Genomic DNA, 25,447 nt, shown 5'->3' with positions numbered 1-25,447 from the left:
CTTCTCCGAAGCGACTCGTCCCAGCGAAATGCGTTCGCGGCGCCGCACGAAGGCGACCGTGGGAAGCCGTCGCAGCGCGCAGAATTGTGTACTCGACGCGCATTGCACGCGCGATAGTTGCGCCAGATTCAGGTCTCACGCGTTATATTGCACCTGATCCAGGCATGTGCGACGCTGCTCTCTGAGATCGTGACGCCGCGCGATCCGAAGGGATCCCCATGTACACCGACCGTCGCACCGACGCTCACGCCGCGGGCACCCCGGCGGACCCCACGCGCATGCACGCCATCACCGCCGAGACCGAGGACATCGTCGACCTCGTGCTCGACTACTCGCGCCGCCGCATGCTCGACGACGACACGCCCCTCGACAAGCCGTTCTCCCCCGCAGAGCTCAAGCGCCTCGCCGGCCGCACGATCGACGAGCAGGGCATCGGCGCCCGTCGCGCCCTCGCCATCTTCGAGCACGTGCTCGCGCCCGCCTGTATCACGACCGACCACCCGCAGTACCTCTCGTTCATCCCGATCGCGCCGACGAACGCCGCGTCGGCGTTCGACCTCGTCGTCTCGGCCTCCGCCATCTACGGCGGTTCGTGGCTCGAGGGCTCGGGCGCGGTGCACGCCGAGAACGAGGTGCTGCGCTGGCTCGCGAACGAGTTCGGATTGCCGGCGAGCGCTGGCGGCGTCTTCGTGCAGGGCGGCACGCTCGGCAACCTGTCGGCGCTCGTCGCCGCGCGCGAGAGCGCCCGCGCCCGACTCGCGGCGACCGACCCCGAGGCATCCGCCCCGCGCTGGAAGGTCGTCTGCAGCTCCGAGGCGCATTCCTCGATCGCGTCGGCCACCCGGGTCATGGACGTCGACATCGTCGCCGTGAAGCCCGGCCCCGACGGGCAGCTGCGCGGTGACGCCGTGCGCGCCGCGCTCGAGGAGCACGGGGCATCCGTCTTCGCCGTGGTCGCCACCGGAGGCTCGACGAACTTCGGCATCGTCGACGACGTCGCCTCGATCGCCGCCCTCAAGGACGACTACGACTTCTGGCTGCACATCGACGGCGCCTACGGCCTCGCGGCGATGCTCTCGCCGCTCGCGCGCGCCCGCTTCGCCGGCGTCGAGCGCGCCGACTCCGCGATCGTCGACCCGCACAAGTGGCTGTTCGCCCCGTTCGACGCCTGCGCCCTCATCTACCGCGACCCCGAGGCCGGCCGACGCGCGCACACGCAGCACGCCGAGTACCTCGACACCCTCACCGAGACGCCCGAGTGGAGCCCGTCCGACTACGCGATCCACCTCACCCGGCGCCCGCGCGGCCTGCCGATGTGGTTCTCGCTCGCCACGTACGGCGGCGCGGCCTACCGCGAGGCCATCGGCTCGTCGCTGCAGCTCGCCCAGGACATCGCCGCCGAGATCCGTCGCCGCGACGGCTTCACCCTGGTGCGCGACCCGCAGCTCTCGGTCGTCGTGTTCGAGCGCGACGGCTGGACCCGCGAGCAGTACTCCGCGTGGTCGGCGAAGCTGCTCGACGACCAGCTCGCCTTCGTCACGCCGAGCTCGCACGGCGGCCGCCCGAACACGCGCTTCGCGATCGTGAACCCGCTGACGACCTTCGATCAGCTCGTCGCGATCCTCGACACCATGGAGTGAGCGAGCGGATGCCCCGGCGACCGACCCGTGGCTCCGCACCCGTCATCCGTCGCAGATGCACCGATCCCAGCCCGAATACGGTGCATCCGCGACGGATGGACCCGCCCGCCGGATGAGCCGATGTCGCACCGGGCAGCGCTCCCCCTTCCGGAGCGGCGCGCCCTGCGCCATGATGATCCGGCGACCGGCGTTCCAGCCCGAGTCACTCGACCCCACCTGGAGGATCCTTGACCTACGACCAGCCCCCGCACCCCGCCTCGGCGGCGTCGGCCCTGTCCCAGCCCCTGTACGGCGCGACGTTCGGCCAGGCGGTGTCGCGGTTCTTCACCAAGTACGCGGTCTTCTCCGGCCGCGCGAGCCGCAGCGAGTACTGGTGGTGGCAGCTCGCGAACGTGATCATCTCCGGGGTGCTCTACGTGCTGCTCCTGGTGCTCGCGTTCCCGGGCGCGTACGTCGACCCGGCGACCGGGGTCTCGCAGCCCGGCCCGCTGTTCATCCTCGGCATCGCGCTGTACTCCATCTGGGGCCTCGCCGTGCTCGTTCCGAACCTCGCCATCGTCTGGCGCCGGCTGCACGACACGAACCGCTCGGGTGCCTTCTTCTTCCTCGCGTTCATCCCGTTCGTGGGCGGCATCATCCTGCTCGTCTTCACGCTGCTCGAGTCCGACCCGGCGGGCGCGCGCTTCGACGCCTGATCCAGGCACGACGACTGCGGTCGCGGCATCCCGAATCGAGCGGATGCCGCGCCGCGGCGCCTACGCGATGTTCGCGTTGTCCCTGAAGAGGTTGTCGGGGTCGACGCGGCGCTTGATCGCGCGCAGGCGCTCGAGCGTGGCCGGCGGGTAGGCCGCCGCCACGTGCTCGGGGCCGACCTCGGTCTCGAAGCTGAGGTAGGCGCCCGCCATGTGCGGCGCCATCAACTCGTTCCACCGCTCGGTCGTGCGGTGACGGGGCGACCCGATCGCCGAGACCGAGAACTCCGCCTCGCGGTGGGCGTAGGCCGTGGCATCCGCCGGCACGTCGTGCACGGCACCGCCGACCGCGCGCATCTGGAAGAACGGCGTCGCGCCGCTCTCGAGGAACCGGGCGGCGTCGCGCGCGAACTCGGGCGTGATGCGTCCGACGAGCCCCGAGCGCGCCATCGGCTCGCCCTGCCCGGCGTGGGCCGTGTCGGCCGCGTTCGAGATGACGGCCTCGTAGGTCGTGAGGCGCACCTCCTGGCCCACGAGCGGTGCGACCTCGGCGAGCGGCTGCAGGCGGGCGAGGATCGTGTCGGGGTCGGCCGAGTCGATGACCGCCATGACCTGCGCGACCATCGGCTGCCCGGGCCGCGGCGCTCCCATGAGCAGGAAGCTCGTGAGGTCGCGCGGCGCATCGACGACCCAGTCGCCCCAGGCCTCGAGGAACCCGGCCGTGTCGCTCGCGTCGAACGCGAGCTGGGCGAACCCGACCTCGCCGACCTCGTCGACCTCGAACTCGAAGGCGGTCGCGATGCCGATGTTGGCACCGGCGCCGCGCGCGGCCCAGAAGAGGTCGGGATGCTCGGCGGCATCCGCTCGCACGATGCTGCCGTCGGCGAGCACGAGTTCGACGGCCCGCACGTGGTCGATGGTGAGGCCGTGCTCGCGCACGAGCCAGCCGATGCCGCCCGCCGTGGCGAGCCCGCCCACGCCGACGCCGCCGTAGTCGCCCGAGCTCAACGCCCAGCCGTGCGGGGCGAGGAACGCGGCGACGTCCATCCAGCGCGCACCCGCCTCGACGCGCACGAGCCGACGCTCGGCATCGAGCACGCGCAGGTCGCGCATGCCCGAGAGGTCGATCACGAGGCCGCCGTCGTTCGTCGAACGGCCGCTGATGCCGTGCCCGCCGCTGCGCACGCCGAGCGGCACGCCGGGGTGCCGGCGCGCGAACGCGACGGCGTCGGCGACCTCGGCCGGCGTGGTCGGCTGCAGCACGAGCCCGGGCGAGCCGCCGCGCATGTAGGTCGACTTGACGCGCGAGTAGCCGGCGTCGCCCGGCTCGATGGCCCGCGACGCGAGCGAGTCGGGCACGGCGTCGTAGTCGATGCCGTCGCGGCGCTTCGCGCGCACGGTCGAGCTGCGCACCTGGCCGGCGGCCGCGAGCACGGCCCGCCATGCGGCATCCGCTGCCGTCTCGGGTGAGGACGCGAGCTCGGCCGCGACCGCCTCACGCAGGGCCGGCGCCACCTCCTCGGCGAAGTGCACGATCGTGCCGGGGTCGTCGCTCGCGAGGATGAACGTGCCGATGCCGTCCTCGAGCACGAGCGGCAGCATCTGCTCGACCCACTGCTCGGCCGGGCCGTCGAACTGCCCGCCGCCGCGACCGTTCGAGAAGCGGCCGTTGATGTTCACGAGCCGTCGGATCTCGCACGGATCGCGGCCCGCGGCGATCGCGGCGTCGTCGATGGTCTGGTTGCCGCGCGCGAGGTCGCCGGGCTGCAGGTAGCCGAGCGAGGGCAGCCAGCCGTCGCCCTTGCGACCGATGAGCCGCAGCATGCGCGGCTTCAGCGCGCCGATCCAGATCGGGATGTTGTGGGCCGGAGCGGGGCCGCGCTTCGCGCCGTTCACATGGTGGTAGGTGCCGTCGACGACGAACCGCGAGCGCTCGTCGACGTCCCAGGTGCCGCGGATGACGTCGATCGCCTCGGACAGCGCGTCGACCGCCTGGCCGGCCGTCAGGTGCGGGCCGCCCATGGCCGCGATCGGGTCCCAGAAGCCTCCGGCGCCGAGGGCGAGGTCGAAGCGTCCGCCCGAGAGCAGGTCGAGGCTCGCGGCAGCACGGGCGAGCACGGCCGGCGGGCGCAGCGGCACGTTCGCGACGTTGGCCGCGACGTGGATGCGCTCGGTGCGCGCCGCGACCCAGGTCAGCAGCGTCTGCGTGTCGTGGAACGCCGGCTGGTACGGGTGGTCCTGGAAGGTCACGAGGTCGTAGCCGGATGCCTCGGACAGCTCGGCCAGTCGCACGGCCGCCTGCGGCGGATCGTTCCTCGGGGTGATGAAGGTGCCGAACCGCAGGTCGTGGCCGTAGTGCATGGTGCTCCCATCTCGTGACGCACCTCGACTCTGCCGCATCCGGCCGCACCGTGGCGAAACTGGCGTAAGCTGCTTACTCATGGTTAGTGAATCGGATGCCGCAGCTCGCGCCTCATCCTCGGCCGACGTCGTCGGCGTCGGCGTCGGCGTCGGCCCAGCCGGCGACCTCCCGACCGATCTCGTGGCCGACCTCGCCGCGCACCGGGCCCGGCTCGAGCAGTTCGGGCACATCGACGAGGCCGCGTGCCGGCGGTTCCAGCGCTCGGTCGAGTTCGCCGGACGAAAGTGGACCGCGGCCATCCTGCTCGCGGGCGTCCGCGGCGCGCGACGGTTCAGCGAGTACCGGGCGTCCGTCGACGGCATCTCCGACCGCCTGCTGGCCGCGCGCCTGAAGGAGCTCGAGACCGAGGGCGTGATCGAGCGCCACGTGCGCGCCACGACCCCCGTCTCGATCACCTACACGCCGAGCGCCGCCGGCCTGCAGCTCATCGAAGCCCTGCAGCCGCTCATCGCGTGGGACCACGCGCACGGCGCATCCGATGCGGCGGCTCCGGCCCACGGCGTCGCGCGTGAGGCGGGCTGAGGCGGGGCGGGAGCCTTCGAGGGTGCGGACGTCGCCGGTGGCGCCGGTGGCGCTGACGCCTCGCACGGATCGCTAGAGTGGCGTCCGATCCGAACAGCGTTGTCCGGATCGGACGACCTGTCGAAGACGACCCCCGAGGAAGCCAGCCCATGACCATCACCCCCACCCCGCCTCCTGCCGGCTGGTACCCCGCGCCCGACGGATCCTCGGCAACCTGGTGGTGGGACGGCGCACGATGGACGCAGCCGCTCGACCAGCTCAGTCGACCAGTCGTGCCGACCGACGGCGGCACCGGCGCCGTCTCGAAGCTCGCGATGGCGACCCAGGTGCTCCTGATCGTCTGCGGGGTCCTGTCCGTCGCCACCATCGGAGTCGAGACGTTCGGGATCGGCGCGACCACGGCCTTCCTCGACGGTCGCGACTCGACCGTCGCCATGCTCGACCTGTACGACCAGGGCGCAGCCGTGGTCTCCATCCTGTCGTCCCTCTCGCTCGTCGCCACCGGCGTGCTCTGGGTCATCTGGCAATACCGAGCTGCCAAGCAGGTCGCCGGCCGAACGCGACGCTCGGCCGGCTGGCACGCCGGATCCTGGTTCGTGCCCATCGTCAGCCTCTGGTTCCCGTACCAGAACATCTCGGACCTCTGGCGGGCGGTCGGTCGCACTCGGCCCTCGTGGCAGCTCACCTGGTGGCTGCTCTATCTCGTCAGCAACCTCGTCATCGGGCAATCGAGCCGCATCTATCTGGCCGCCGAGGACCTCGAGCAGCTCCGCGCCGCGATGTGGGTGAACATCGGGGGCGAGATCCTCAAGCTGGCAGCCGCGCCACTGGCATGGCTGATCGTCAGCGGGATCACGCAGGGCATCCTGCAGCGCTCCTCCGAACCCGTGCCTTCGCCTGCGGCCTGACGGTGCGGTCGGTCGTCCCGCGCCCGGCGGTTCGGCCTGTGGACAACGCGGGATCCCCAGTCGCTGCGTTCGGTACTCTGCACCGGTTCGGACAACGCTGTCCGATCCGCGCGGGGCGCGATCGTCGTGCCCCGGGCGCTTTCGAGTGAAGAAGGGGAACGATGAAGTTCACGAAGTTCACGTCAGCCACCAAGTCCCGGTGGGCCAAGCGGGTCACCGCCACGATGCTCGCGATCGGCATGCTGTTCGGGCTCGGCCTCGTCGCCGCCCCGGCTGCGAATGCCGCCAACGGCGGCTACTGCTCGAAGCTCATCATGAACTGGGGAGCGGGTGACAAGTGGTGGAACACCCCCGCCGATGCCAACCTCAACGAGCTGTGCCGCCTCGACCAGGGCGCCAACTCCATCGCCGTGAAGGCGCTCCAGCAGGGCCTGAACGGGGCCTGCGCGGTCCGTGCCGGGCTCGTCGTCGACGGCTCCTTCGGCCCGGCGACCCGCGCCGCGCTGATCCGCGCCCAGCAGAAGTTCGGTGTGACCGCCGATGGAATCTACGGGCCCAACACGGCCAGGGCCTTCTGGTGGACGGACGGTTCGGGAGGCTGCCACCGGATCAGCGTCTGACGACTCGGTCGCACCGTGCCCGACTGAGCGACGGCGCCTGCGATCGAGCGTGACCGCGACGACGTCCGGTCCGGTCCGAGCGGACCGGGCCGGACGTTCGTCGTGCGGGCCGAGCTCTCAGCGGCCCGCGCCAGCGAGCCGCTCGGCGAGCCACGACGCCTGGCGCGGCCAGTGCGCGCCGGCACCGCCCTCGTGCTCGTTGAACGAGTACTCGACGATGTCGGCCGGCACCGAGCCGCCGGTCTCCGACGCCCATCGGTTGCGCGCCGCGTACACCGTCGACGGCGGGCAGACCGGGTCCATGAGCGCCACCGAGAACAGCGCGGGCGCGCTCGCCCGTGCGGCGAGGTTCACGCCGTCGAAGTACGAGAGCGTCTCGAACACCCTCGACGCGGCATCCCGATGCACGGAGAGGTAGCGCACGATCTCCTGGTAGGGGTCGTGATCGGTGAGCCCCACCGCACGCTCGAAGTGGCAGAGGAACGGCACGTCGGGCATCGCACCGACGAGCCCGTCGACGAGGCCGGCCGCGGCGATCGCGATGCCGCCGCCCTGGCTGCCGCCGCAGACGCTCACCCGGTCGGCGTCGACCTGCGGGAGCGAGCGCACGGCGTCGATCGCGAGCACTGCATCGGTGAACACCCGGCGGTAGAAGTACGCCTCGGGATCGAGGATGCCGCGGGTCATGAACCCCGCCACCGACGGGCCGGTGCCGTGCGGGTCGGCGGTCACGCCGCCCGTGCCCCATCCGCTGCCCTGGCCGCGCGTGTCCATGAAGAAGTGGGCGTACCCGGCGCTCGCCCAGACGAGTCGCTCATGCGGCAGCCCGCGCCCGCCGTTGTAGCCGTTGAACTCGACGATCGTCGGCAGCGGCCCGGTCGCGCCCGACGGCACGATGAACCATCCGCCGACGGGGTCGCCGCCGAAGCCGCTGAACGTGACGTCGTACACGTCGACGGTCGAGAGCGCGGCATCCACGCGCGTCAGCCGCGGCGCCTCGGCGAGCGCGCGGGACTCCTCGAGCGTCGAGCGCCAGAACTCGTCGAAGTCAGCGGGCTCGGCCACCTCGGGGCGGTAGGCGCGCAGGTCGGCGGGAGACAGGTCGAAGCGGGGCATCTGGGTCCTTCACGATCGGATGCCGCGGCCCGGCCGCCGTCGGCGACGCCCAGCGTAGCCGACGGGTCGTCCGCACTCCCGCGCGCTCGGTCGCGGGCGGGCGCGCGGGCGAGGGCGCCGGCACGTGCCCCGCGTCAGATCGCGCGGTGGTCGACGAACGGCATGCGCGGCCCGCGCCGTGGTCGCCCGCGGACGCCCGCCGCACCGAGGAGCCGCACGACCCGCTGGCGGTGCCCGGCCCACGGTGTCATGGCCTCGAGCATCTCGTCGTCGGTCATGTCGCGACCCCACAGCGCATGGCCGAGGTAGTTCGAGAGGTGGTAGTCGCCGACCGACAGCGCATCGGCGTCGCCGAACGCGCGTTGCGCGACCTCGGCGGCGGTCCACACGCCGATACCGGGCAGGAGCATGAGGCGGACCGCGGCATCCGTCGGATTCATGGCGGCGGCCTCCTCGAGGCGCGTGGCGTACCGGGCGGCGCTGACGATCGTGCGCGAACGCCGGGGGTCGACGCCCGCCCGATGCCACTCCCACGACGGCACGCGCGCCCACTGCTCGGCCGTGGGCTGCACCTTGAGGCGCCGGATGCCGCCGGTGGACGTCTCGGGCGACGGCCCCGGCGCCTCCTCGCCGAACCGGTGCACGAGCGTGCGCCACGAGTCGTGCGCCTGCAGCGTGATGACCTTCTGCTCGAGGATCGCGGGCACGAGCGCCTCGAACACCCGGCCGGTGCGCAGCATCCGCAGGCCCGGATTGCGCCGGTGGGCGTCGGCGAGCACGTCGATGCGCGGCTCGAACCCGCTCGGGTCGTCTGCCTCGCCCAGCACGGCGGATGCCTCGGCGACGGCCTCGGCCGCACCCGGACCCCACGCGTCGACACGGAACTCGGCGTGGGCCGACGGCACGTAGCGCACCGTCGCGACGCCCGAACCGGTGCGCGTCGTGCGCCACGCGGCCCCGTCGGGAGAACGGTGGAACGTGGGGTCGCCCGGCCCGCGCCGCAGCGGACCGATCGTCTGCCAGAGGTCGGTCGGATGCCGCGGGCTCCACGTGCGGGACTGCTCGGCGATCACGCACCCAGTGTGACCCCGCCCGCTGACAGTCGCCAGGGCGGATGTCGGCGGCCGGGTGCAGACTTGGGGCATGTGCGGACGCTTCGCGAATGACGCCAAGGTCGATGAGCTGATCCAGGAGTTCGTGGCCGAGGGCGGCGACTACCGCGACTGGCGGCCGCAGTACTCGATCGCCCCCACCGAGGTGGTCCCCATCGTGCGCGAGCGGGCGAACCGCGAGACCGGCGAGGTCACGCGCATGCTCGACGCCGCCGCGTGGAACTTCCATCCCTCGTTCCTGAAGGAGTCCAAGCGCCCGCAGTTCAACACGCGCATCGAGACCGTCGCCACCAACGGGCTCTGGAAGGGCGCGTTCGCGTCGTCGAGGTGCCTCGTGCCGATGCGCGGCTACTACGAGTGGACGGGCGAGCCGGGCAAGAAGCGGGCCTGGTTCCTGCACGGCGAGCAGCCGCTGCTCGCGGCCGCGGGCATCTACACGGTGCGCAAGGTCGACGACGAGTGGCAGGTCTCCACGTCGATCATCACGCGCGAGGCACGCGATGCCTCGGGCGAGGTGCACGACCGCATGCCGGTATTCCTCGAGGCCGACTTCTGGAGCGAGTACCTCGATCCCACCAAGCTCGACGAGGGCGGCAAGGCCCGCATGGTCGAACAGCTCGGCACGGAGTCCGACAAGGTCGCCTCGACGATCTCGGTCTACGAGGTCGACCGTCGGGTCAACAACTCCCGTGCGATCGACCCGACCGACCCGACGCTGCTCGACCCGATCGACTGACGCCGGGCCGATCGACCGGGCCGATCGACTGACGCCGGGCCGATCGCGGGCCGATCGACCGGGCCTCGCGAGCCGGCCGATCCGATCCGGCTACGCCCGGCGTCGGCGCCCGGTCAGCACGGTGACGGCGCCCGCGCCGATGAGGACGGCGCCGACGGCCATCATCGCGCCCGCGGGCGATCCCGACTCGGCGAGCTCGGCGGGTGCCGCCGTCGACGTCGCGGTCGGCGTGACCGTCGGCGTCGCCGGAGTGGTGGTCGGAATCGTGGTCGTGGGTGGTGCCGTGGTGGTCGTGGGCGGTGCCGTCGTGGTCGTGGGCGGAGCCGAGGTCGTGGTGGTCGGCGGCGTCACGCAGTCGACCTCGCCGCTGAACGGGTAGGCGTGCATCTCCACTCCGGTCTGCCCGCCGACCGGTGACCGATGGACGAGGTCGCCGGCGACCTCGATGCGGCCGTTGGTGCCGGCGATCGAGAGGGTGGTCGTGCTCGCCGGGTTGCCGACGAGGATCGACCCGGGCAGCTGGGCCCCGCCCGTGACCTCGACCGACGTGGCATCCGGGAAGTTCGTGACGATCTGCTGCGTGATTTCGGGGTCGAACGTGTTCGAACCATCGATGAACCAGCTGTTGATCGAGACGGACGCGGCCTCGCCGGTGACGTTGATGATGACGGTGGCACCGTCCTGCACGTCGGCACCCGTGACCGCGACCTGGTCGGGTCCGAGGGTGCCCTCGACCGTGAAGACCTGCGGGTCGCTGACCCCGTCGCCGGTGAACGTCGTCAGGCCGCCGGCGGTGGTCACGGTGCCGGTGTCGGGGAGCGCGGCGAAGCACTGCGAGAGGGCGGTGACGTTCGCGAGCCGATCGGTGAAGGCCGAGGCGCCGTCGCCCTGCTCTACCGTCGCTCCCCCGACCACCGACGGGGTTCCGGTGAGGGTTCCCCCGTACTCGACGTTGCCGACGATGGGCGTGAAGTCGGGGAAGCCGGTGTCCCCGCCGACGATGAGCGTGGTGCTGTCGGAGATGGTGAGATCGCCGCCGACCGTGAGCATCGTCGAGCCGCTGGGCGGCGGCACCCGCGACCCGACGCCCGCGACACCGACGACGTACGAGCCGCCGCCCCGGTCGAACGACGCGTCGCCGAGCACCACGAGGTTGCCCTCGGTCTCGGCCGCCGAGGGCTCCGCCGAGAAGTCTCCGCCGACGAAGACGTTGACCCCGTCGTCGAAGCCGATGACGCCGAGGTTGTTGGGCACCTGCCACTCCGTCGGGCACCGGTCGCCGAGGCAGGGGTCGAGCGGCGTGTTGCCGTCGACCTCCACGGCGAAGGCCGACGGGATCGACCCGATGACGAGCGCGACCCCGGCGAGGGCCATGGTGGTGCCGGCGATTCGCTTGGCGACGCGGGCACGTCGGGACGCATTGCGAGTCTGGGTGATCACGGTCGGGTTCCTCCCCCTGGAGCGCTCGAGTCGTCCTCCAGCGTACCCGGGCACCCGATCCGGGCCCGGTTCGGGCACGTCCGTGACGCCCGTGGCATCCGCATGCCACGATGACCGTATGGACCGTTCCGAATTGATCGACTACGTCCTCGTTCACGGCGACGCCGTCGTGAGCACTCTGGGGCCCGACGGCGCACCGCAGTCGGCCTACCTCAGCATCACCGCGACCGACCGGGCCGAACTCGTCTTCAACGCCCGCGGTGGATCGCGCAAGATCGCGAACCTCCGCCGCGACCCGCGCATCGCGGTCGTGATCGGAGGCCGGGAGCGCTCGACGCTGCAGGCCGAGGGCCGTGCCGAGGTGCTGGAGCCCGGCAGCGACGAGGCCGCGAGATGCGCCTCGGCCTACGCCGAGGCCTTCCCCTGGTTCAGCACCTCGCTGACGAATCCCGAGTTCGAGCTCGTCCGCGTCGGGCTCGACTGGGCGCGATTCGGCGACTACCGCGAGGGTCCGCCCGTGTCGACCGAGATCGAGCTCTCATGAGCGAGCCCGTGACGACCGGGCCGAGCGTCCGGCAGTTGGCCACGCTGGCCATCCCCGCGATCGCGATCGGCGTCGGCTCGGCGCTGACCCTGCGTCTCCTGAACGGCCTGGCAGAGATCTTGCAGGGATTCCTCTGGACGACCCTGCCCGCGTCGTTCGGCGCGAGCGAGGCGACGCCCTGGTGGATCTTCACCGTGCTGACCGCCACGGGCATCGCCGTGGGGGCGATCGTCTGGCTCGTGCCCGGCCACGCGGGCCCCGACTCGGCGATGACCGAGCTCACCGGCCCGTTCCCGGGCCTCAAGGCCCTGCCGTCGATCGCGCTCGTGGTCCTGCTCGGGCTCGCGGGCGGAGTCAGCCTCGGACCCGAGAACCCGATCATCGCGATCAACGCGGCCCTCTCGATGGCGCTGCTGGCCCGCTTCGCCAAGGTGCCGCCGCAGCAGATCGCCGCCCTCGCGATCGCCGGCACCATCGGCGCACTGTTCGGAACCCCCGTCGCCGCGGCGCTCGTGTTCACCGGCATGGTCGGCGCCATGAAGTCGGGCGGGTCGCTCTGGGACCGCCTGTTCCTGCCACTGGCAGCTGCGGGCGCCGGAGCCGCGACCATGGACCTCCTCGGCGGCGCGAAGATCGCGTTCACGCTCGAGCCGATGGGCACGCTCGAGCCGATCTACCTCCTCACCGGGCTCGTGGTCGCCGCCGTCTCGGCGCTCCTCGGCATCGCGGCGGCCTGGGTCTTCCCGTACCTGCACCGGGTGTTCCACGCCCTGCCCCATCCGTTCATCGGCATCGCGCTCGGCGGCGTGGTGCTGGGACTCCTCGGCATGCTCGGCGGCCCGCTCACCCTCTTCAAGGGACTCGACCAGGCGGGCCAGCTCCTGTCCGATCCCGACGCGTACACGCCCGGCCAGCTCGCGGGGTTCGCGGGCGTCAAGGTCGTCGCACTGCTCGTGGCGGCGAGCGCAGGGTTCCGCGGCGGCCGCATCTTCCCGGTCGTCTTCATCGGCACCGCGCTCGGCCTGCTCGGCTACGCCGTGCTCCCCGACCTGCCGATCTCGCTCGCCGTCGCATGCGGAGCGATGGGCATCACGCTCGTCGCCACGCGCGACGGCTGGATCTCGATCTTCATCGGCGTCGCCCTCTGCGGCGACATGGGCGTGATCGCCCCGCTCTGCCTGATCATCCTGCCGATCTGGCTCATGGTGACGAAGGCACCCGCACTGGTCGTCGAGGCGCCGAAGGCGGATGCCGCGCTCGAACCCGGACCTCGGCGGGGCTTGGCGGCGCGCTGGTAGGCCGCGCCGTCCGCCGCTGAACCTGAGCGACACGACGAACTGGCCTCGTGCCGCACGACCGGGAGGGGCGATCAGTGTCAGCCCGGTGAACCACCGAGCACGCGCCGGGCGAAGGCGAGCGCCCGTTCGAAGAGCGCGTCGCGGTCGACGGCCGGCGATCCGGACTCGCCGACGAACCGATGGCCCGCCCCGTCGACGAGGTCGAACTGGACCTCGCCGCCCGCCCGCCGGAGCTCGGCAGCGAGGAGCGCGCCCTGCGCGGGCGGCACCGAGGCATCCGCCGTGCCGTGCGCGATGAGGAATGGCGGCAGCGCCAGTCCGGCGGCGACGGCCGGCGCCACCTGTCGTGCAGCGGATGCCGCGACCGCGGCCTCGGGCGATCCGGCGATGGTGCCGCCGAGCCACCGTCCCTCGGCGCAATCGGGGTCGTCGAGGCGGCCGAGGTCGACGCCGAGGGCCGGGAGGTCGGTCGGGCCGTACCAGTCGATGACGCCGCGGGTCGCGGGATGCGCTCGGGTCGCAGCATCCGCTCGGAGTACCGCGAGCGCGGCGAGCGCGGCACCGGCCGACTCGCCCCAGAGCACGACGCGGGCCGGATCGAGGCCGACGCGCTCCCCCTCGGTCGCGACCCATCGAACGGCCGCGGCGACGTCGTCGACCTGGGCCGGGAAGACCGCCTCGCCGCTCAGTCGGTACTCGACGGAGGCCACGGCGAACCCCGCATCCGCGATGCGCTCGAAGGCCCGATCGACGTCTGGGCCGAACTCGTGCCGCGTGCCGGTGCGCCAGCCGCCGCCGTGCACGAAGACGATGACCGGCAGGAGCGCCGACTGAGCATCGGGCGCCGTCGTCGGCAGATGGAGGTCCAGCCGCAACGGGCGACCGCCGGCCTCGGCGAAGACGAGTTCACGCACGTCACGATCCTGCCACCGCCCGCCACGGACGCATATGGTCGCTTCAACGCGGCCGAGGCGACCATATGCGTCCGAGCCGATGCGTCGGGGCCGGTGGAGAGAACTCGCGGACGCAGCCACCCGTATGGAGACGACGGCGGCCCCGCGGCATCCGAGCGGATGTCGCGGGGCCGGCGCCTCGTGGAACGGTCTCGCGGAACGAGACCTACAGGCTCAGCCCGTGGCCGAACCGGAACAGCGGGTCCTTCGTGTCGAACGGCACGTCTTCGCGGCTCGCCTCGACGGCGGCCATGCTCGACGGCAGGTCGAACGGCAGCTTGCCGAGCGGTGACGCCGCACCCGTCAGCACGTCGAGCACGGCATGCGAGCTGGCGCCGTAGTTGCCCACGATCGCGGCGACGTCGTCGACGAACGGCGTGAGGATCGCGGGGCGGTCCAGGTGCACGTCGATGACGGTGGGAACCACGGCGGCGACCTCGCGGAGGTGCGCGACGGCCTCGTCGGTGAAGGCGAGCGAGCCCTGGTGGAAGAAGTTCTCGAACGTCGACGAGCGCTGCTCGAACGGGGCGTGCGTGCGGATCACCGCGACATCCGCCTCGGCCGGGGTCTCCACGACCGTGCCGTACTCGGCCGCGACCTCGGGGGCGATGCCCTCGACGTAGAGCTTGAGCCCGCGGGCGAGGGGAAGCGTCGGCGCACCGGCATCCGTCGTGGTGTTCGTGAGCACCGTGATCGAGGCGCGCTGCGCGGCCTCGCCCGCGGCGACGAACGCGTCGGAGCCGACCACGCGGGCGGCGTGCTCGACGTCGACGAACGGCTGGTCGAAGAGGCCGAGCACGAACTTCTCGCGCAGCAGGCGTCGGGCCGACTCGTCCAGGCGGGCCTCGCTGACGTCGCCGGCCTCGACGAGCTCGACGAGGAGTTCGGGGATCGCCTCGCCGCCGAACTGGTCGACGCCGGCCTCGAGCACCTTGATCACGCGCTCGCGCGGCGTGAGGTGCTCGACGCCCCAGGCGCGCGCCGGGAACGGCTCGCCGAAGATCTCGGCGTCGGAGATGAGGCCCCAGTCGGTGCAGACGATGCCCTCGAACGCGTAGCGGTCGCGTAGCAGGCCCGTGATGACCGACTTGTTGAAGCCGAAGCCGACCTCCTCGTACTCGGTGCCCACGGGCATGCCGTAGTACGGCATGATCTGGCGGGTGCCGGCCGCGAAGGCGTCCTCGAAGGGCTTGAGGTGCAGCTCGAACTCGCCGCCCGGGTAGACCTGCTCGCGGCCGTGCGGGAAGTGCGCGTCTTCACCGTCCATCTGGGGGCCGCCGCCCGGGAAGTGCTTCGTCATCGTCGAGACCGAGCCCGGTCCGAACGACTCGCCCTGGAACCCGCGGATGTAGGCGGCGCCCAGCTTGCCCGTGAGCTCGGCGTCCTCGCCGAACGTCGCGACCTGGCGGCCCCAGCGCGGCTCGGTGGCGAGGTCGATCTGCGGGTGCAGGGCCACGCGGATGCCGACGGCCGTGTACTCCTGGCGGGCGATGTCGCCGAAGCGCTCGACGAGCGCCTCGTCGCGGATCGCCGCGAGGCCGACCGTCTCGGGCCAGCTCGAGAACGGGCCGGAGAGCATGCCCGCGAGGGGGTTGTCGCTGAACGAGTGGCGCGGGTCGGTCGAGATCGTCACGGGGATGCCGAGGCGCGTCGACGCCGCGAGCTCCTGGAGCTTGTTGTGCCACTGCGCCATGAGCTCGGCCGACGGTGCGGAGCCGAGCACGTTGAAGTGCGTCATGCCCTTGCCGATGACCTGCTCCTCGTTCGAGGGCAGCCCGAACATCGGGTTCGCCTCGGAGAGCTCGCCGTCCTGGCTCATCGCGATCATGGTCTGGAAGAAGAGGCCGGCCTTCTCCTGCAGGGTCATCTGGCCGAGCAGGTTCTCGACGCGCTCGTCGACGGGCAGGCTCGCGTCGCGATACGTCGGGTCGACGGGCAGGTCGGCGGATGCGGCATCCGTGGTCTGGATGGTGTCGGTCATGGTGTTACTTCACTCCCTTGATGCGGTAGACGAGCACGGCGCCGGCGAGTGCGACGAGGGCGCCGAAGAGGTAGAAGGTGCTGTAGCCGCCGAGCGACGTGGTGGCGCCGAACGCGATGATCGCGGGGGCGATGACCGGGGCGAGCGACTGCGGCAGGGCGTTGGCCATGTTCAGCACGCCGAGGTCCTTGGCGGTGTCCTTCGGGTTGGGCAGCACCTGCGTCGCGAGGGCCGTGTCGACCGACATGAACGAGCCGGCGCCGAAGCCGATGACGGCCTGGGCGAGGAGCACCATCGGGATGCTCGGCGCGAACGCGAGGATCACGAGGCCGAGCACCATGACGCCGCCGGCGACGGCGACGAACGGGCGGCGCTTCCCGATCCTGTCGGAGAGGATGCCGCCGATCGGGCCCGAGAGCGCCATGGCGACCATGGAGGCGAGGTTCGCCATGAGGATCGTGGTGATCGCGTCCTGCTCGCTGAGGCCGAACTGCTCGGTCAGGTAGAAGGGCAGGAAGGTCGCGATGCCCGCGTAGCCGAACATGATGAGGAACTTGGTGAGCCAGGTCCAGCCGAAGTCGGGGTGCTTGCGCGGGTTGAAGACGAACGAGCCGAAGAACTCCTTGACGCCGTAGCGCTCGGCGGGCTTCTCGGTGAGCACGCGGTCCTTGAGCGTGAAGACGAAGACGCCCACGAAGACGACGGCGATGAGGGCCGGCACGACGAAGCGGCTGAGGTCGTCGGAGAGGAAGTTCACGAGGAAGCTGCCGCCGAGGATGCCGAGGGGCGTGGTCAGGCCGATGATGCCCGAGACCTTGCCGCGCGAGCTGACAGGCACCTGGTCGGGCACGGTCGCGGTGGAGGCGGCCATGACGCCGTTCAGCGAGGCCTGCACGATGCACCAGCCGATGAGCACGACCCACACGTTCGTCGCGACCCCGATGAGCGCGAAGGCCGCGAGGCCGACGAGCACGCCGCCGAGCATCCAGGGGCGACGCATGCCGAAGCGCGAGACGGTGCGGTCGGAGAGGCGGCCGACGAGCGGGTTGCAGATGATCGCGAAGAGCGCGCCGACGCCCATGATGAGGCCCAGCGCCGTGGTCGCCTCTTCAGCCGAGCCGGTGATGTGCTGCACCTTGAAGGCGAGCGAGACCAGCACCGGCGTGAGCAGCGCGAGGTAGAGCCCGAAGTTCGACAGCGCGAGCGTGGCGATGTAGCCCTTCGGCGCCTTGCCCGTCTGGCCGGCCGCACCGGTGGTGTCAGCGGGCAGTCCGCTGGCGGGGGCCACCGTGTCGGTGAGTGACGACTCCGTCATCGTGTTTCCTTCCAATGAAAACCGAGCCGTCTTTGGCTCTGGCATGAGGGTACATCGAATCTCGACCAAGTGGTAACAGAAACTCGATCGGGTGGTAACCGAGGTGTGGGAGGATGACTCCCGAGGAAGCCGGAGACCCATGAGCCAGACCATGACAGCGGATGCCGCAGCAGCGGCCGCGGGTCGTGCTGCCTCGAACGGGGCCGGCGCATCCGAGGCGGGCGTGCCGGAGGCGGCGCCCCCGGCCTCCCCGCGCACGACGAGCCGCGCCGAGGCGACCGCGCGAACGCGCGCGAACATCCTCGCCGCGGCATCCCGGCTCTTCATCGAACGCGGGTTCAGCGCCGTCTCCGTTCGCGACATCGCGACCGAGGCCGGGCTCTCCCACCCCGGCGTGCTGCGGCACTTCGGCTCCAAGGACGACATGCTGCTCGAGGTCGTCGACGGCCTCGCCCAGCAGAACGCCGACTGGCTCGAGACCGTCGATCCCGGCCTCGGGGTCTTCCCCGAGCTCGCGCGGCACAATGCCGCCATCGACGGCTACATCCCGCTCTTCAGCACGCTCGCCGGCGAGGCGACGAGCACCTCGCATCCCGCCCACGGGTACTTCCGCGACCGCCACGCCGGCATCCGGGTGCAGTCGGCCGGGCTGTTCCAGGCCGCGATCGACGCCGGAGACCTTCCGGCCGGCACCATCGCCGCCGATGAGGCCGCACGGCTCGCGGCCGCCTGGGACGGCCTGCAGCTCATCTCGATCTACCTCCCGGGCCGATTCGACCTGCCCGACCTGCTCGAGGCGCACCTCGATCGACTGCGCGGTCGCAGGCCCGCGACCTCGCTCGTGCAGGCGCCGTCCGGGCTTCCGCTCTTCCCGCTCGACACGTCGGATGACGCCGGCTACGCGCCCGGGCGCGCCCGGCGACTTCGCATCGTCGCCGACGCGTCGACGCTCTTCGCGAGCCGCGGGTTCCACGCCACGAGCCTTCGCGAGATCGCCGAGCGCGTGGGCATCTCGAAGTCGACGCTCCTGCACCACTTCTCGAGCAAGGAGGAGCTGCTCGGTGCCGTGATCGCCCGGCGCGACGCGACGCTCGACCTCCGCTCCGAGTTCGCGATGGTGGGCGGCGACCGGCTGGCCATGCTCGAGGACCTGGCCGAGGGTGCGAGGCACGCGGCCCAGCAGGAACCGGGACTCGTCGAGCTCTACGCGGTGCTCTCAGCCGAGGCCGCCGCGCCCGCGCACCCCGGCCATGCGTACTTCGAACGGCGCTTCGACTGGGCCGTCGATCGGTTCGCACGCCTGATCGCCGCCGCGGCGCCGATGCTCCACGACGACCTCGACCCCGTGTTCGAGGCGCTCTGGCTCGTCGCGCTCTGGGACGGCCTGCAGCTGCAGTGGCTCTACGACCCCGAGCACGTCGACGTCGGCGAACACCTCTCGGCCCACCTGCGGTCGCTCGTGCGGCCGGTCGAGCCGGTCGAGCCGGTCGAGCCGGTCGAGTAGCGAAGCGTATCGAGGCCCGCCGGAGCACGGTCTCGATACGGCCCTGGCGGGCCCCGTCGACCAGCGGGCCTGCTCGACCGGCACGGGTCTACTCGACCGGCGGGGTGCCCGCCTCCTCGACCGCGTCCGCCGACACCGCGAGCGCGCGCTCGAGCCATGCGCGAGCGCGGCCGACGAGGCCGTTCGCAAGCGCGGAATCGGCGGCCCAGACCTCGAACCCATGCGGCGCCGCGGAGACGACCTCCGTCGTGACGTCGACGCCGGCGGCGGAGAGCGCGTCGGCGTACGCGGCATCCTCGTCGCTGAAGAGCTCGACGTCGGTCCAGTGCGTCCACGTCGGCGGGAGGCCCGTGAGGTCGGTGCGGCGGGCGGGCACCGCGTAGGCCGGAACCTCGGCCGCGCCGGGCTCGGCGCCGAGGTACGAGCGCCAACCCACGAGGTTCGACCGGTTGTTCCAGACGAGGTGCCGGCGCGCGTCGTGGTCGCGATCCGCGGCCGTGCGGTCGTCGAGCATCGGGCAGAACAGCCACTGCGCCGCCGGCTTCGCGCCGTCGTCGTGCAGCCGCTGCACCAGGGCCGCGGCCAGGCCGCCGCCCGCGCTCGCTCCGCCGATCGCGATGCGCCCGACGTCGATGCCGAGCTCGTCGGCGTACGCGAGGACCCAGCTCCAGCCCGCGTACGCGTCATCGATCGCCGCGGGGTACGGATGCCGCGGTGCGAGCCGGTAGTCCACCGAGACCACGATCGCGCCGGTCTCACGCGCCGTCTCGCCGCAGAAGCGGTCGTCGCCGGCCGCCGACCCCATGACCAGTCCCCCGCCGTGGATCCAGAGGAGCGCCGAGCCGTTCGGGCTCTGCGGGATGAAGACCCGGAGCTTCGCCGTGCCCGCGCGCTCGCTGCGCCGGGTGGTGCCGTCGACCGTGGCGCCCGGCTGGAGCCGCGACGCCCGACTGATGAGGCCGAGCGTGAAGGCGTTCTCGAGGTCGAGCGCCGGAACCTTCCGCAGCGCGTCGTGCAGTTCGGGGTCGATCTCGTCGCGGGTCATCTGCGGGGGCAGGTCGGGCATCGTCGCTCCTGGGCGGGTCGGGTTCGCGGATCGAGGCGGGTGACCTCGGGGGCGTGGCGGGTGCTGACATGGTAGGTCCCGCGGGTCGCGCATGCGTACGCATACGACGATGACCGCAGATGTCGGGAAATCGCGAAAAGCCATGCGATCGGGACTTTCCCGGGGCCGTGACCCCCGAACGGGTGGGAATGCCCTTCCCGGGTTTGACAGACCGAATTTAGGTAAGGCTATGCTAACCCCGGCCTATCGACCGACTGGGGAGCCGAAGACATGCATGATCTGCTGACACGTTCGACCGTCACCGAGTACACCGAGCAGCTGGGCGCCGCGACGGGCCTCGTCGCCGCGCGCGTGGGCTCGGTGCGACAACCGTTCTCGGGTGCGAGTCGGGCCGAGCTGCAGCAGCTCGTTGACGCCGTCGACCTCGAGGCCTCGGGTGTCGGCACCGCCGAGGCCCTCCGCGAGATCGACGACCTGTTCCTCGAGCACGCGATCTGGTTCCACGAGCCGGCCTACGCCGCGCACCTGAACTGCCCCGTCGCGCTTCCTGCCGTGGCGGCCGAGGCGATCCTCGCCGCGGTCAACCCGTCGGTCGACACCTACGACCAGTCGTCGGTGGGCACGCTCATGGAGCGCCGGCTCGTCGAGTGGACCGCCCAGCGCATCGGGTTCGCCGCCGGCGACGGCGTGTTCACCTCGGGCGGGACCCAGTCCAACCTGCACGCGCTGCTGCTCGCACGCGAATGGGCGCTCGCGCAGCACGGCGGCTCCCGCAGCCAGGTGCTCCCCCGCTTCAACATCCTCGCGACGGCCTCGAGCCACTTCAGCGTCGAGAAGTCCGCGCTCATCCTCGGGCTCGGCGACGACGCCGTCGTGAGCGTGCCCGACGACGGCGAGGGGCGCATGGATCCCGTCGCGCTGGCCGCATCGCTCGCCGCCATCCATGCGGCCGGGCGCATCCCGATGGCCGTCGTCGCGACGGCGGGCACGACCGATCGCGGCGTGATCGACCCCGTCGACGCCATCGCCGACCACTGCGACGCGCACGGCGTGTGGCTGCACGTCGATGCGGCCTACGGATGCGGCCTCCTCGTGTCGCCGCGCCGCCGGGCGCTCATCCGCGGCGTCGAGCGAGCTCGCTCGGTGACGGTGGACTTCCACAAGAGCTTCTTCCAGCCCGTCTCCTCGAGCGCGATCATCGTGCGCGAGCCCGCCGACCTGGCCGCGGCCGCCTGGCACGCCGACTACCTGAACCCGCTCGAGAACGAGGAGCCCAACCAGGTCGACAAGTCGCTGCAGACCACCCGGCGCTTCGACGCGCTGAAGCTCTGGACGACCCTGCGGGCCATCGGCGCCGACGGCATCGGCGAGATGTTCGACACGATCATCGACCTCGCGAGCGCGGTCGGCGACGAGGTCGAGGCCGACCCCGAGCTCGAACTCGTGGGCCGCTCGCAGCTGAGCACCGTGCTCTTCCGGGTGCGCCCCGCCGGCACCGACGAGGCCGCGCAGGACGCGCTGGTCGCCCAGGTGCGACGCGTGCTGTTCGAGTCGGGCCGTGCGCTCGTGGCCAAGACCGTCATCGACGGGCGCCCGTGCCTGAAGCTCACGCTGCTGAACCCGGCGACCTCGCTCGGCGACATCCGCCGGGTCCTCGACCTGGTGAAGGATGCCGCAGCCGCCCTCGTCGACCTGCAGGACGTGGAGGTCGTGGCATGAGCCCGACCCAGCCCGTCGCCCCCGTGCACGACGTCGTCGGCATCGGCATCGGCCCCTTCAACCTCGGCCTCGCGTGCCTCATCGAGCCGCTCGCGCTCGACGCCGTGTTCCTCGATCGCGCCGACGGGTTCGCCTGGCACCACGGCATGATGCTCGACGGGGCGACGATCCAGGTGCCGTTCATGGCCGACCTCGTGACCATGGCCGACCCGACCTCGCCGTTCTCCTTCCTCAACTGGCTGAAGCAGAGCGGGCGCCTGTACCCCTTCTACATCCGCGAGAGCTTCTACCCGCTGCGCGCCGAGTACGACGCGTATTGCCGGTGGGCGAGCGAGCAGCTGCCGTCGCTGCGGTGGGGCCGCGAGGTGCTCTCCGTCGAGCACGACGAGGCCGCCGACGTCTACACGGTGCGCGCCGTCGACCTCGGCACGGGCGACCTCGAGACCTACGCCGCGCGGCACGTCGTGCTCGGCGTCGGCACGGAGCCGTCGATCCCGCGGGCGCTGCGCGACCTGCCGGGTCTCGTCGTGCACAGCTCCGACTACCTGCCGAACCGCGAGCGCCTGCAGGCGAGCGGGTCGATCACGGTCGTCGGCAGCGGCCAGTCCGCGGCCGAGGTCTACCGCGACCTGCTCGGCGGCGCGCGCGGCGGAGCAGGTACCGCCGCGGGCGGCGACGGATACCGCGTCGACTGGGTCACGCGATCGCCGCGGTTCTTCCCGATGGAGTACACGAAGCTCACGCTCGAGATGACCTCGCCCGAGTACACCGACCACTTCCACGGCCTGCCGCTCCCCCTGCGCCAGCAACTCGGACGCGAGCAGCGCGGGCTCTACAAGGGCATCTCGGGCGAGCTCATCGACGAGATCTACGACACGCTCTACGAGCTCAGCGCCTCGGGCCCGGTGCCCACGACCCTGCTGACCGACACCGAGCTGCTGGATGCCGCGTGGACCGGAACCGCGTTCCGCCTGCGGCTGCGGCACGCCCAGCTCGAGGTCGAGCACGAGCGCGAGACCGACGCCCTCGTGCTCGCGACCGGCTACTCGGCACGCGTGCCGGCGTTCCTCGAACCGCTGCGCGACCGGCTCGACTGGGACGACCTCGGCCGACTCGACGTCGCCCGCGACTACAGCATCGACGGCGGCCGCGGGCGCGTCTTCGTGCAGAACGGCGAGGAGCACACGCACGGCCTCACGGCCCCCGACCTCGGGTTCGGCGCGTGGCGCAACGCGCAGATCATCGCGAAGATCTGCGGGCACGAGATCTACCCGCTCGAACGCCGCATCGCCTTCCAGGAGTTCGGCGTGCCCGCCGACGCGCAGTTCCGCTCGGATGCCGCGACCCGATCGGATGCCGCGCTCGCACAGGAGGTGGCTCGATGACCGTCATCACCGACTACGAGATCGAGATCCGCCCGACGGATGCCAGGTTCGACGCCGCGACCGTGCAGCAGTGGCTGGCGCATCCGAAGTCCGCGTTCTGGGGCATGCAGGAGCTCGGCGTCGACGGGGTCGCCGACTACCTCGCCGAGGTCGTGACCCACGCCCACCAGGACTCGTGGATCGGCACGGTCGACGGGGTGCCCGCGTTCCTCGCCGAGACGTACGACCCTGCGGCGGTGCTGCTCGTCGGCATCCACGACGCCCGGCCCGGAGACCTCGGCATGCACGTGCTCGTCGCGCCCGCCGACGGCCACGCCCGCCACGGCCTGACCGATGCGGTGTTCGCCGCGGTGATGCGCTGGTGCTTCGACGAGCTCGGCGCCGAACGCGTGGTCGTCGAGCCCGACGTGCGCAACGAGCGCATCGCGGCCAAGAACGCCCGAGCCGGGTTCCGCGTGCTCGGCGAGGTCGACGTGCCCGAGGGAGGCCACGTCAAGCGTGCGAACCTGTCGGTGTGCACGCGCGCCGACTTCGCGGCATCCGCCCTCGGCGCCCTTCCCGACATCGAACGTCTCGGAGCCCGCTCATGACCCGCACGAATCCCGCAGCGCACCTCACCCCCGCCTCGATGGCGCGTGCCCAGCGGCACCTCGTGGCGAAGGCCATCGCCGAGTTCACGCACGAGCGCCTGCTCGCGCCCGAGCCCGTCGCCGCGGCATCCGCTCGCTCCTGGCGCCTCGCACTCGAGGGCGGCCGCGTCGAGTACCGCTTCGACGCCGACCGGTTCGCACTCGAGCACTGGGTGCTCGACGAGCCAACGCTCGAGCGGTTCGTCGACGGCACGCCGACCCCGCTCGACGCGCAGGCGTTCATCGTCGAGCTGCAGCCGCTGCTCGCCATCCCCGACGCCCTGCTCGCGACCTACCTCGAGGAGATCGCGTCGACACTCGCGAGCAGCGCGTTCAAGCTCGAGCAGGGCGGCCCGACGGCCGACGAGCTCACGCGCGCGGACTTCCAGACGATCGAGTCGGCGATGACCGAGGGGCATCCGGGCTTCGTCGCCAACAACGGCCGCATCGGGTTCGGCGTCGCCGAGTACTCGGCGTACGCGCCGGAGGCCGGTCGGCCGTTCCGGCTGGTCTGGCTCGCCGCCCGACGCGAGTTCACGCACTTCGCGCTCGGCGACGGGCTCGAGGCGCGGTCGTTCCTCCGCGAGCAGCTGGGTGCCGCGCAGCTCGACGCGTTCGAGGCCCGCCTCGTCGAGGCCGGGCTCGACCCCGCCGACTACCTGCTGCTCCCGGTGCATCCGTGGCAGTGGGAGCACCGCATCGCGATCACGTTCGCGCCCGACCTCGCGAAGCAGAACCTCGTGTTCCTCGGCGAGGGCGAGGACGCCCACCTCGCCCAGCAGTCGCTGCGCACCATGTTCAACGCCGACGACTGGAACCGCGACTACGTGAAGACGGCGCTCGCGATCCAGAACATGGGCTTCCTCCGCGGCCTCTCCCCCGCCTACATGCGGGTGACGCCGGCGATCAACGACTGGGTGGCCGAGCTCGTCGGCGCCGACGAGACGCTCGACGACGCCGGGTTCCGGGTGCTGCGCGAGCACGCGTCGATCGGCTACACGGGCGACGCGTACCACCGCACGCGCACCGTGTCGCCGCACCGCAAGATGCTCGCCGCGCTCTGGCGCGAGAGCCCGGTGCCGAAGATCGCGCCGACGCAGCGGCTCAGCACGATGGCAGCGCTCCTGCACCGGGATGCCGCGGGCGACTCGGTCGCGAGCGCCCTCATCGCCGCATCCGGGCTGCCCGCCGCGGAGTGGGTGCGGGCCTACCTGCACGCGTACCTGCGCCCGATCGTCCATTGCCTGCGCGCCTACGACCTCGCGTTCATGCCGCACGGCGAGAACCTGATCCTCGTGCTCGAGGACGCCGTGCCCGTCGGCGTCTTCATGAAGGACATCGGCGAGGAGGTGGCGCTGCTGTCGACGCAGCGCGTCGCCGCGGCCGGCCTGCCCGTGCCCGAGGACGTGCAGCGCATCATCGCCGAGGTCGAAGACCTCGAGAAGGCGCTGGCCGTCTTCACCGACGTGTTCGACGGCGTGCTGCGGCATCTCGCGGGCATCCTCCACGTCGACGGCACGCTGCACGAGGACGCGTTCTGGGCGCTCGTGGCCGAGTGCGTCGACGAGCACGAGGCGCAGCATCCGCAGCTCGAATCGGCCCTCGACCTGCGGGCCGAGACGTTCGCGCACTCGTGCCTGAACCGCCTGCAGCTGCGCAACACGCTGCAGATGGTCGACCTCGCGAACCAGTCGGAGTCGCTCATCTACGCCGGCGAGATGTCGAACCCGATCGCCCGGTCGCGTCGCTTCGAGCGCGTGCTCGCGTCGGGCGGCCGACGTTCCGACGGTCACGGGGCGGATGCCGCGGCCGGGGCCACCGCGGCGGCGAAGGCCTGAGCGGGGC

General features: G+C 71.8%; 21 protein-coding genes. 13 read left to right on the top strand and 8 right to left on the bottom strand.

Annotated elements, in window-relative coordinates; genetic code table 11:
• Positions 1-218 precede the first annotated feature (218 nt).
• Positions 219-1,640 (top strand): pyridoxal phosphate-dependent decarboxylase family protein, encoded by a 1,422-nt coding sequence (locus ACR3IO_RS17480; protein WP_434072494.1) that lies wholly within the window; start codon positions 219-221, stop codon positions 1,638-1,640.
• A gap of 227 nt (positions 1,641-1,867) precedes the next feature.
• Complete coding sequence (locus ACR3IO_RS17475) at positions 1,868-2,335, top strand: DUF805 domain-containing protein (protein WP_434072493.1); 468 nt, start codon at positions 1,868-1,870, stop codon at positions 2,333-2,335.
• 60 nt (positions 2,336-2,395) lie between these two features.
• Here ACR3IO_RS17475 and ACR3IO_RS17470 read toward each other — a convergent pair whose 3' ends face one another.
• Positions 2,396-4,693, bottom strand: coding sequence for an LLM class flavin-dependent oxidoreductase (locus tag ACR3IO_RS17470; RefSeq protein ID WP_434072492.1), 2,298 nt, complete (start codon positions 4,691-4,693; stop codon positions 2,396-2,398).
• A gap of 79 nt (positions 4,694-4,772) precedes the next feature.
• Between ACR3IO_RS17470 and ACR3IO_RS17465 the strand changes: the two genes are divergently transcribed.
• The 3 genes from ACR3IO_RS17465 to ACR3IO_RS17455 all read left to right on the top strand — a co-directional run bounded on the left by ACR3IO_RS17465 (position 4,773) and on the right by ACR3IO_RS17455 (position 6,804).
• Complete coding sequence (locus ACR3IO_RS17465; protein WP_434072491.1) at positions 4,773-5,276, top strand: winged helix-turn-helix transcriptional regulator; 504 nt, start codon at positions 4,773-4,775, stop codon at positions 5,274-5,276.
• A gap of 149 nt (positions 5,277-5,425) precedes the next feature.
• A complete protein-coding gene (locus ACR3IO_RS17460) occupies positions 5,426-6,184 on the top strand; it encodes a DUF4328 domain-containing protein (RefSeq protein WP_434072490.1) in 759 nt (252 codons plus the stop codon).
• A gap of 161 nt (positions 6,185-6,345) precedes the next feature.
• On the top strand, positions 6,346-6,804 hold the full coding sequence (locus tag ACR3IO_RS17455) for a peptidoglycan-binding domain-containing protein (protein ID WP_434072489.1): 459 nt from the start codon (positions 6,346-6,348) through the stop codon (positions 6,802-6,804).
• A gap of 117 nt (positions 6,805-6,921) precedes the next feature.
• On the opposite strand, the gene ACR3IO_RS17450 is transcribed toward ACR3IO_RS17455, so the two are convergent.
• The gene (locus ACR3IO_RS17450) at positions 6,922-7,920 is read right to left on the bottom strand and encodes an acetylxylan esterase (RefSeq protein ID WP_434072488.1); all 999 of its coding nucleotides are present in this window, start codon (positions 7,918-7,920) and stop codon (positions 6,922-6,924) included.
• A 134-nt stretch (positions 7,921-8,054) separates the two neighbouring features.
• Complete coding sequence (locus tag ACR3IO_RS17445) at positions 8,055-8,993, bottom strand: DNA-3-methyladenine glycosylase family protein (RefSeq protein ID WP_434072487.1); 939 nt, start codon at positions 8,991-8,993, stop codon at positions 8,055-8,057.
• 70 nt (positions 8,994-9,063) lie between these two features.
• Here ACR3IO_RS17445 and ACR3IO_RS17440 point away from each other — a divergent pair, with 70 nt between their 5' ends.
• Entirely contained in the window at positions 9,064-9,768 is a 705-nt protein-coding gene (locus tag ACR3IO_RS17440) for an SOS response-associated peptidase (RefSeq protein WP_434072486.1), read from the top strand.
• Positions 9,769-9,858: 90 nt separating this feature from the next.
• On the opposite strand, the gene ACR3IO_RS17435 is transcribed toward ACR3IO_RS17440, so the two are convergent.
• On the bottom strand, positions 9,859-11,208 hold the full coding sequence (locus ACR3IO_RS17435) for a choice-of-anchor A family protein (RefSeq protein ID WP_434072485.1): 1,350 nt from the start codon (positions 11,206-11,208) through the stop codon (positions 9,859-9,861).
• Between the two features lie 118 nt (positions 11,209-11,326).
• Between ACR3IO_RS17435 and ACR3IO_RS17430 the strand changes: the two genes are divergently transcribed.
• Entirely contained in the window at positions 11,327-11,752 is a 426-nt protein-coding gene (locus ACR3IO_RS17430) for a pyridoxamine 5'-phosphate oxidase family protein (RefSeq protein ID WP_434072484.1), read from the top strand.
• On the top strand, positions 11,749-13,050 hold the full coding sequence (locus ACR3IO_RS17425) for an ion channel protein (RefSeq protein WP_434072483.1): 1,302 nt from the start codon (positions 11,749-11,751) through the stop codon (positions 13,048-13,050). The genes ACR3IO_RS17430 and ACR3IO_RS17425 overlap by 4 nt, the downstream gene beginning before the upstream one ends.
• A 77-nt stretch (positions 13,051-13,127) precedes the next feature.
• Here ACR3IO_RS17425 and ACR3IO_RS17420 read toward each other — a convergent pair whose 3' ends face one another.
• The 3 genes from ACR3IO_RS17420 to ACR3IO_RS17410 all read right to left on the bottom strand — a co-directional run bounded on the left by ACR3IO_RS17420 (position 13,128) and on the right by ACR3IO_RS17410 (position 17,299).
• Entirely contained in the window at positions 13,128-13,964 is an 837-nt protein-coding gene (locus tag ACR3IO_RS17420) for an alpha/beta hydrolase fold domain-containing protein (RefSeq protein ID WP_434072482.1), read from the bottom strand.
• A 205-nt stretch (positions 13,965-14,169) separates the two neighbouring features.
• A complete protein-coding gene (locus tag ACR3IO_RS17415; protein ID WP_434072481.1) occupies positions 14,170-15,984 on the bottom strand; it encodes a glycoside hydrolase family 3 protein in 1,815 nt (604 codons plus the stop codon).
• A gap of 4 nt (positions 15,985-15,988) precedes the next feature.
• On the bottom strand, positions 15,989-17,299 hold the full coding sequence (locus tag ACR3IO_RS17410; RefSeq protein ID WP_434072480.1) for an MFS transporter: 1,311 nt from the start codon (positions 17,297-17,299) through the stop codon (positions 15,989-15,991).
• Positions 17,300-17,438: 139 nt separating this feature from the next.
• Between ACR3IO_RS17410 and ACR3IO_RS17405 the strand changes: the two genes are divergently transcribed.
• The gene (locus ACR3IO_RS17405) at positions 17,439-18,803 is read left to right on the top strand and encodes a TetR/AcrR family transcriptional regulator (protein ID WP_434072479.1); all 1,365 of its coding nucleotides are present in this window, start codon (positions 17,439-17,441) and stop codon (positions 18,801-18,803) included.
• Between the two features lie 88 nt (positions 18,804-18,891).
• Here ACR3IO_RS17405 and ACR3IO_RS17400 read toward each other — a convergent pair whose 3' ends face one another.
• A complete protein-coding gene (locus tag ACR3IO_RS17400) occupies positions 18,892-19,869 on the bottom strand; it encodes an alpha/beta hydrolase fold domain-containing protein (RefSeq protein ID WP_434072478.1) in 978 nt (325 codons plus the stop codon).
• A gap of 270 nt (positions 19,870-20,139) precedes the next feature.
• On the opposite strand from ACR3IO_RS17400, the gene ACR3IO_RS17395 reads away from it, so the two are divergent.
• From ACR3IO_RS17395 to ACR3IO_RS17380, 4 genes are read left to right on the top strand one after another with little or no spacing between them, the layout of a single operon-like run.
• Positions 20,140-21,588: a pyridoxal phosphate-dependent decarboxylase family protein gene (locus ACR3IO_RS17395; RefSeq protein ID WP_434072477.1), complete on the top strand. Its 1,449-nt coding sequence runs from the start codon at positions 20,140-20,142 to the stop codon at positions 21,586-21,588.
• On the top strand, positions 21,585-22,973 hold the full coding sequence (locus tag ACR3IO_RS17390) for a lysine N(6)-hydroxylase/L-ornithine N(5)-oxygenase family protein (RefSeq protein WP_434072476.1): 1,389 nt from the start codon (positions 21,585-21,587) through the stop codon (positions 22,971-22,973). The genes ACR3IO_RS17395 and ACR3IO_RS17390 overlap by 4 nt, the downstream gene beginning before the upstream one ends.
• Entirely contained in the window at positions 22,970-23,563 is a 594-nt protein-coding gene (locus ACR3IO_RS17385) for a GNAT family N-acetyltransferase (RefSeq protein WP_434072475.1), read from the top strand. The genes ACR3IO_RS17390 and ACR3IO_RS17385 overlap by 4 nt, the downstream gene beginning before the upstream one ends.
• Positions 23,560-25,440, top strand: a complete 1,881-nt coding sequence (locus ACR3IO_RS17380; protein ID WP_434072474.1) for an IucA/IucC family protein — start codon at positions 23,560-23,562, stop codon at positions 25,438-25,440. The genes ACR3IO_RS17385 and ACR3IO_RS17380 overlap by 4 nt, the downstream gene beginning before the upstream one ends.
• Positions 25,441-25,447: the final 7 nt, after the last annotated feature.

This window comes from Agromyces sp. Marseille-Q5079, assembly GCF_051016555.1.
Classification (GTDB): Bacteria; Actinomycetota; Actinomycetes; order Actinomycetales; family Microbacteriaceae; genus Agromyces.
The sequence above is the reverse complement of the archived record's forward strand: the minus strand, read 5'-3'. Positions and strand labels throughout refer to the sequence as shown.

Excerpts from the sequence above, each read along its gene's own strand:
- ACR3IO_RS17480 (WP_434072494.1), top strand. The coding sequence starts at position 219 with ATGTACACCGACCGTCGCACCGACGCTCACGCCGCGGGCACCCCGGCG.
- ACR3IO_RS17470 (WP_434072492.1), bottom strand. The coding sequence starts at position 4,693 with ATGCACTACGGCCACGACCTGCGGTTCGGCACCTTCATCACCCCGAGG.
- ACR3IO_RS17465 (WP_434072491.1), top strand. The coding sequence starts at position 4,773 with ATGGTTAGTGAATCGGATGCCGCAGCTCGCGCCTCATCCTCGGCCGAC.
- ACR3IO_RS17460 (WP_434072490.1), top strand. The coding sequence starts at position 5,426 with ATGACCATCACCCCCACCCCGCCTCCTGCCGGCTGGTACCCCGCGCCC.
- ACR3IO_RS17455 (WP_434072489.1), top strand. The coding sequence starts at position 6,346 with ATGAAGTTCACGAAGTTCACGTCAGCCACCAAGTCCCGGTGGGCCAAG.
- ACR3IO_RS17450 (WP_434072488.1), bottom strand. The coding sequence starts at position 7,920 with ATGCCCCGCTTCGACCTGTCTCCCGCCGACCTGCGCGCCTACCGCCCC.
- ACR3IO_RS17440 (WP_434072486.1), top strand. The coding sequence starts at position 9,064 with ATGTGCGGACGCTTCGCGAATGACGCCAAGGTCGATGAGCTGATCCAG.
- ACR3IO_RS17430 (WP_434072484.1), top strand. The coding sequence starts at position 11,327 with ATGGACCGTTCCGAATTGATCGACTACGTCCTCGTTCACGGCGACGCC.
- ACR3IO_RS17425 (WP_434072483.1), top strand. The coding sequence starts at position 11,749 with ATGAGCGAGCCCGTGACGACCGGGCCGAGCGTCCGGCAGTTGGCCACG.
- ACR3IO_RS17415 (WP_434072481.1), bottom strand. The coding sequence starts at position 15,984 with ATGACCGACACCATCCAGACCACGGATGCCGCATCCGCCGACCTGCCC.
- ACR3IO_RS17410 (WP_434072480.1), bottom strand. The coding sequence starts at position 17,299 with ATGACGGAGTCGTCACTCACCGACACGGTGGCCCCCGCCAGCGGACTG.
- ACR3IO_RS17405 (WP_434072479.1), top strand. The coding sequence starts at position 17,439 with ATGAGCCAGACCATGACAGCGGATGCCGCAGCAGCGGCCGCGGGTCGT.
- ACR3IO_RS17400 (WP_434072478.1), bottom strand. The coding sequence starts at position 19,869 with ATGCCCGACCTGCCCCCGCAGATGACCCGCGACGAGATCGACCCCGAA.
- ACR3IO_RS17395 (WP_434072477.1), top strand. The coding sequence starts at position 20,140 with ATGCATGATCTGCTGACACGTTCGACCGTCACCGAGTACACCGAGCAG.
- ACR3IO_RS17390 (WP_434072476.1), top strand. The coding sequence starts at position 21,585 with ATGAGCCCGACCCAGCCCGTCGCCCCCGTGCACGACGTCGTCGGCATC.
- ACR3IO_RS17385 (WP_434072475.1), top strand. The coding sequence starts at position 22,970 with ATGACCGTCATCACCGACTACGAGATCGAGATCCGCCCGACGGATGCC.
- ACR3IO_RS17380 (WP_434072474.1), top strand. The coding sequence starts at position 23,560 with ATGACCCGCACGAATCCCGCAGCGCACCTCACCCCCGCCTCGATGGCG.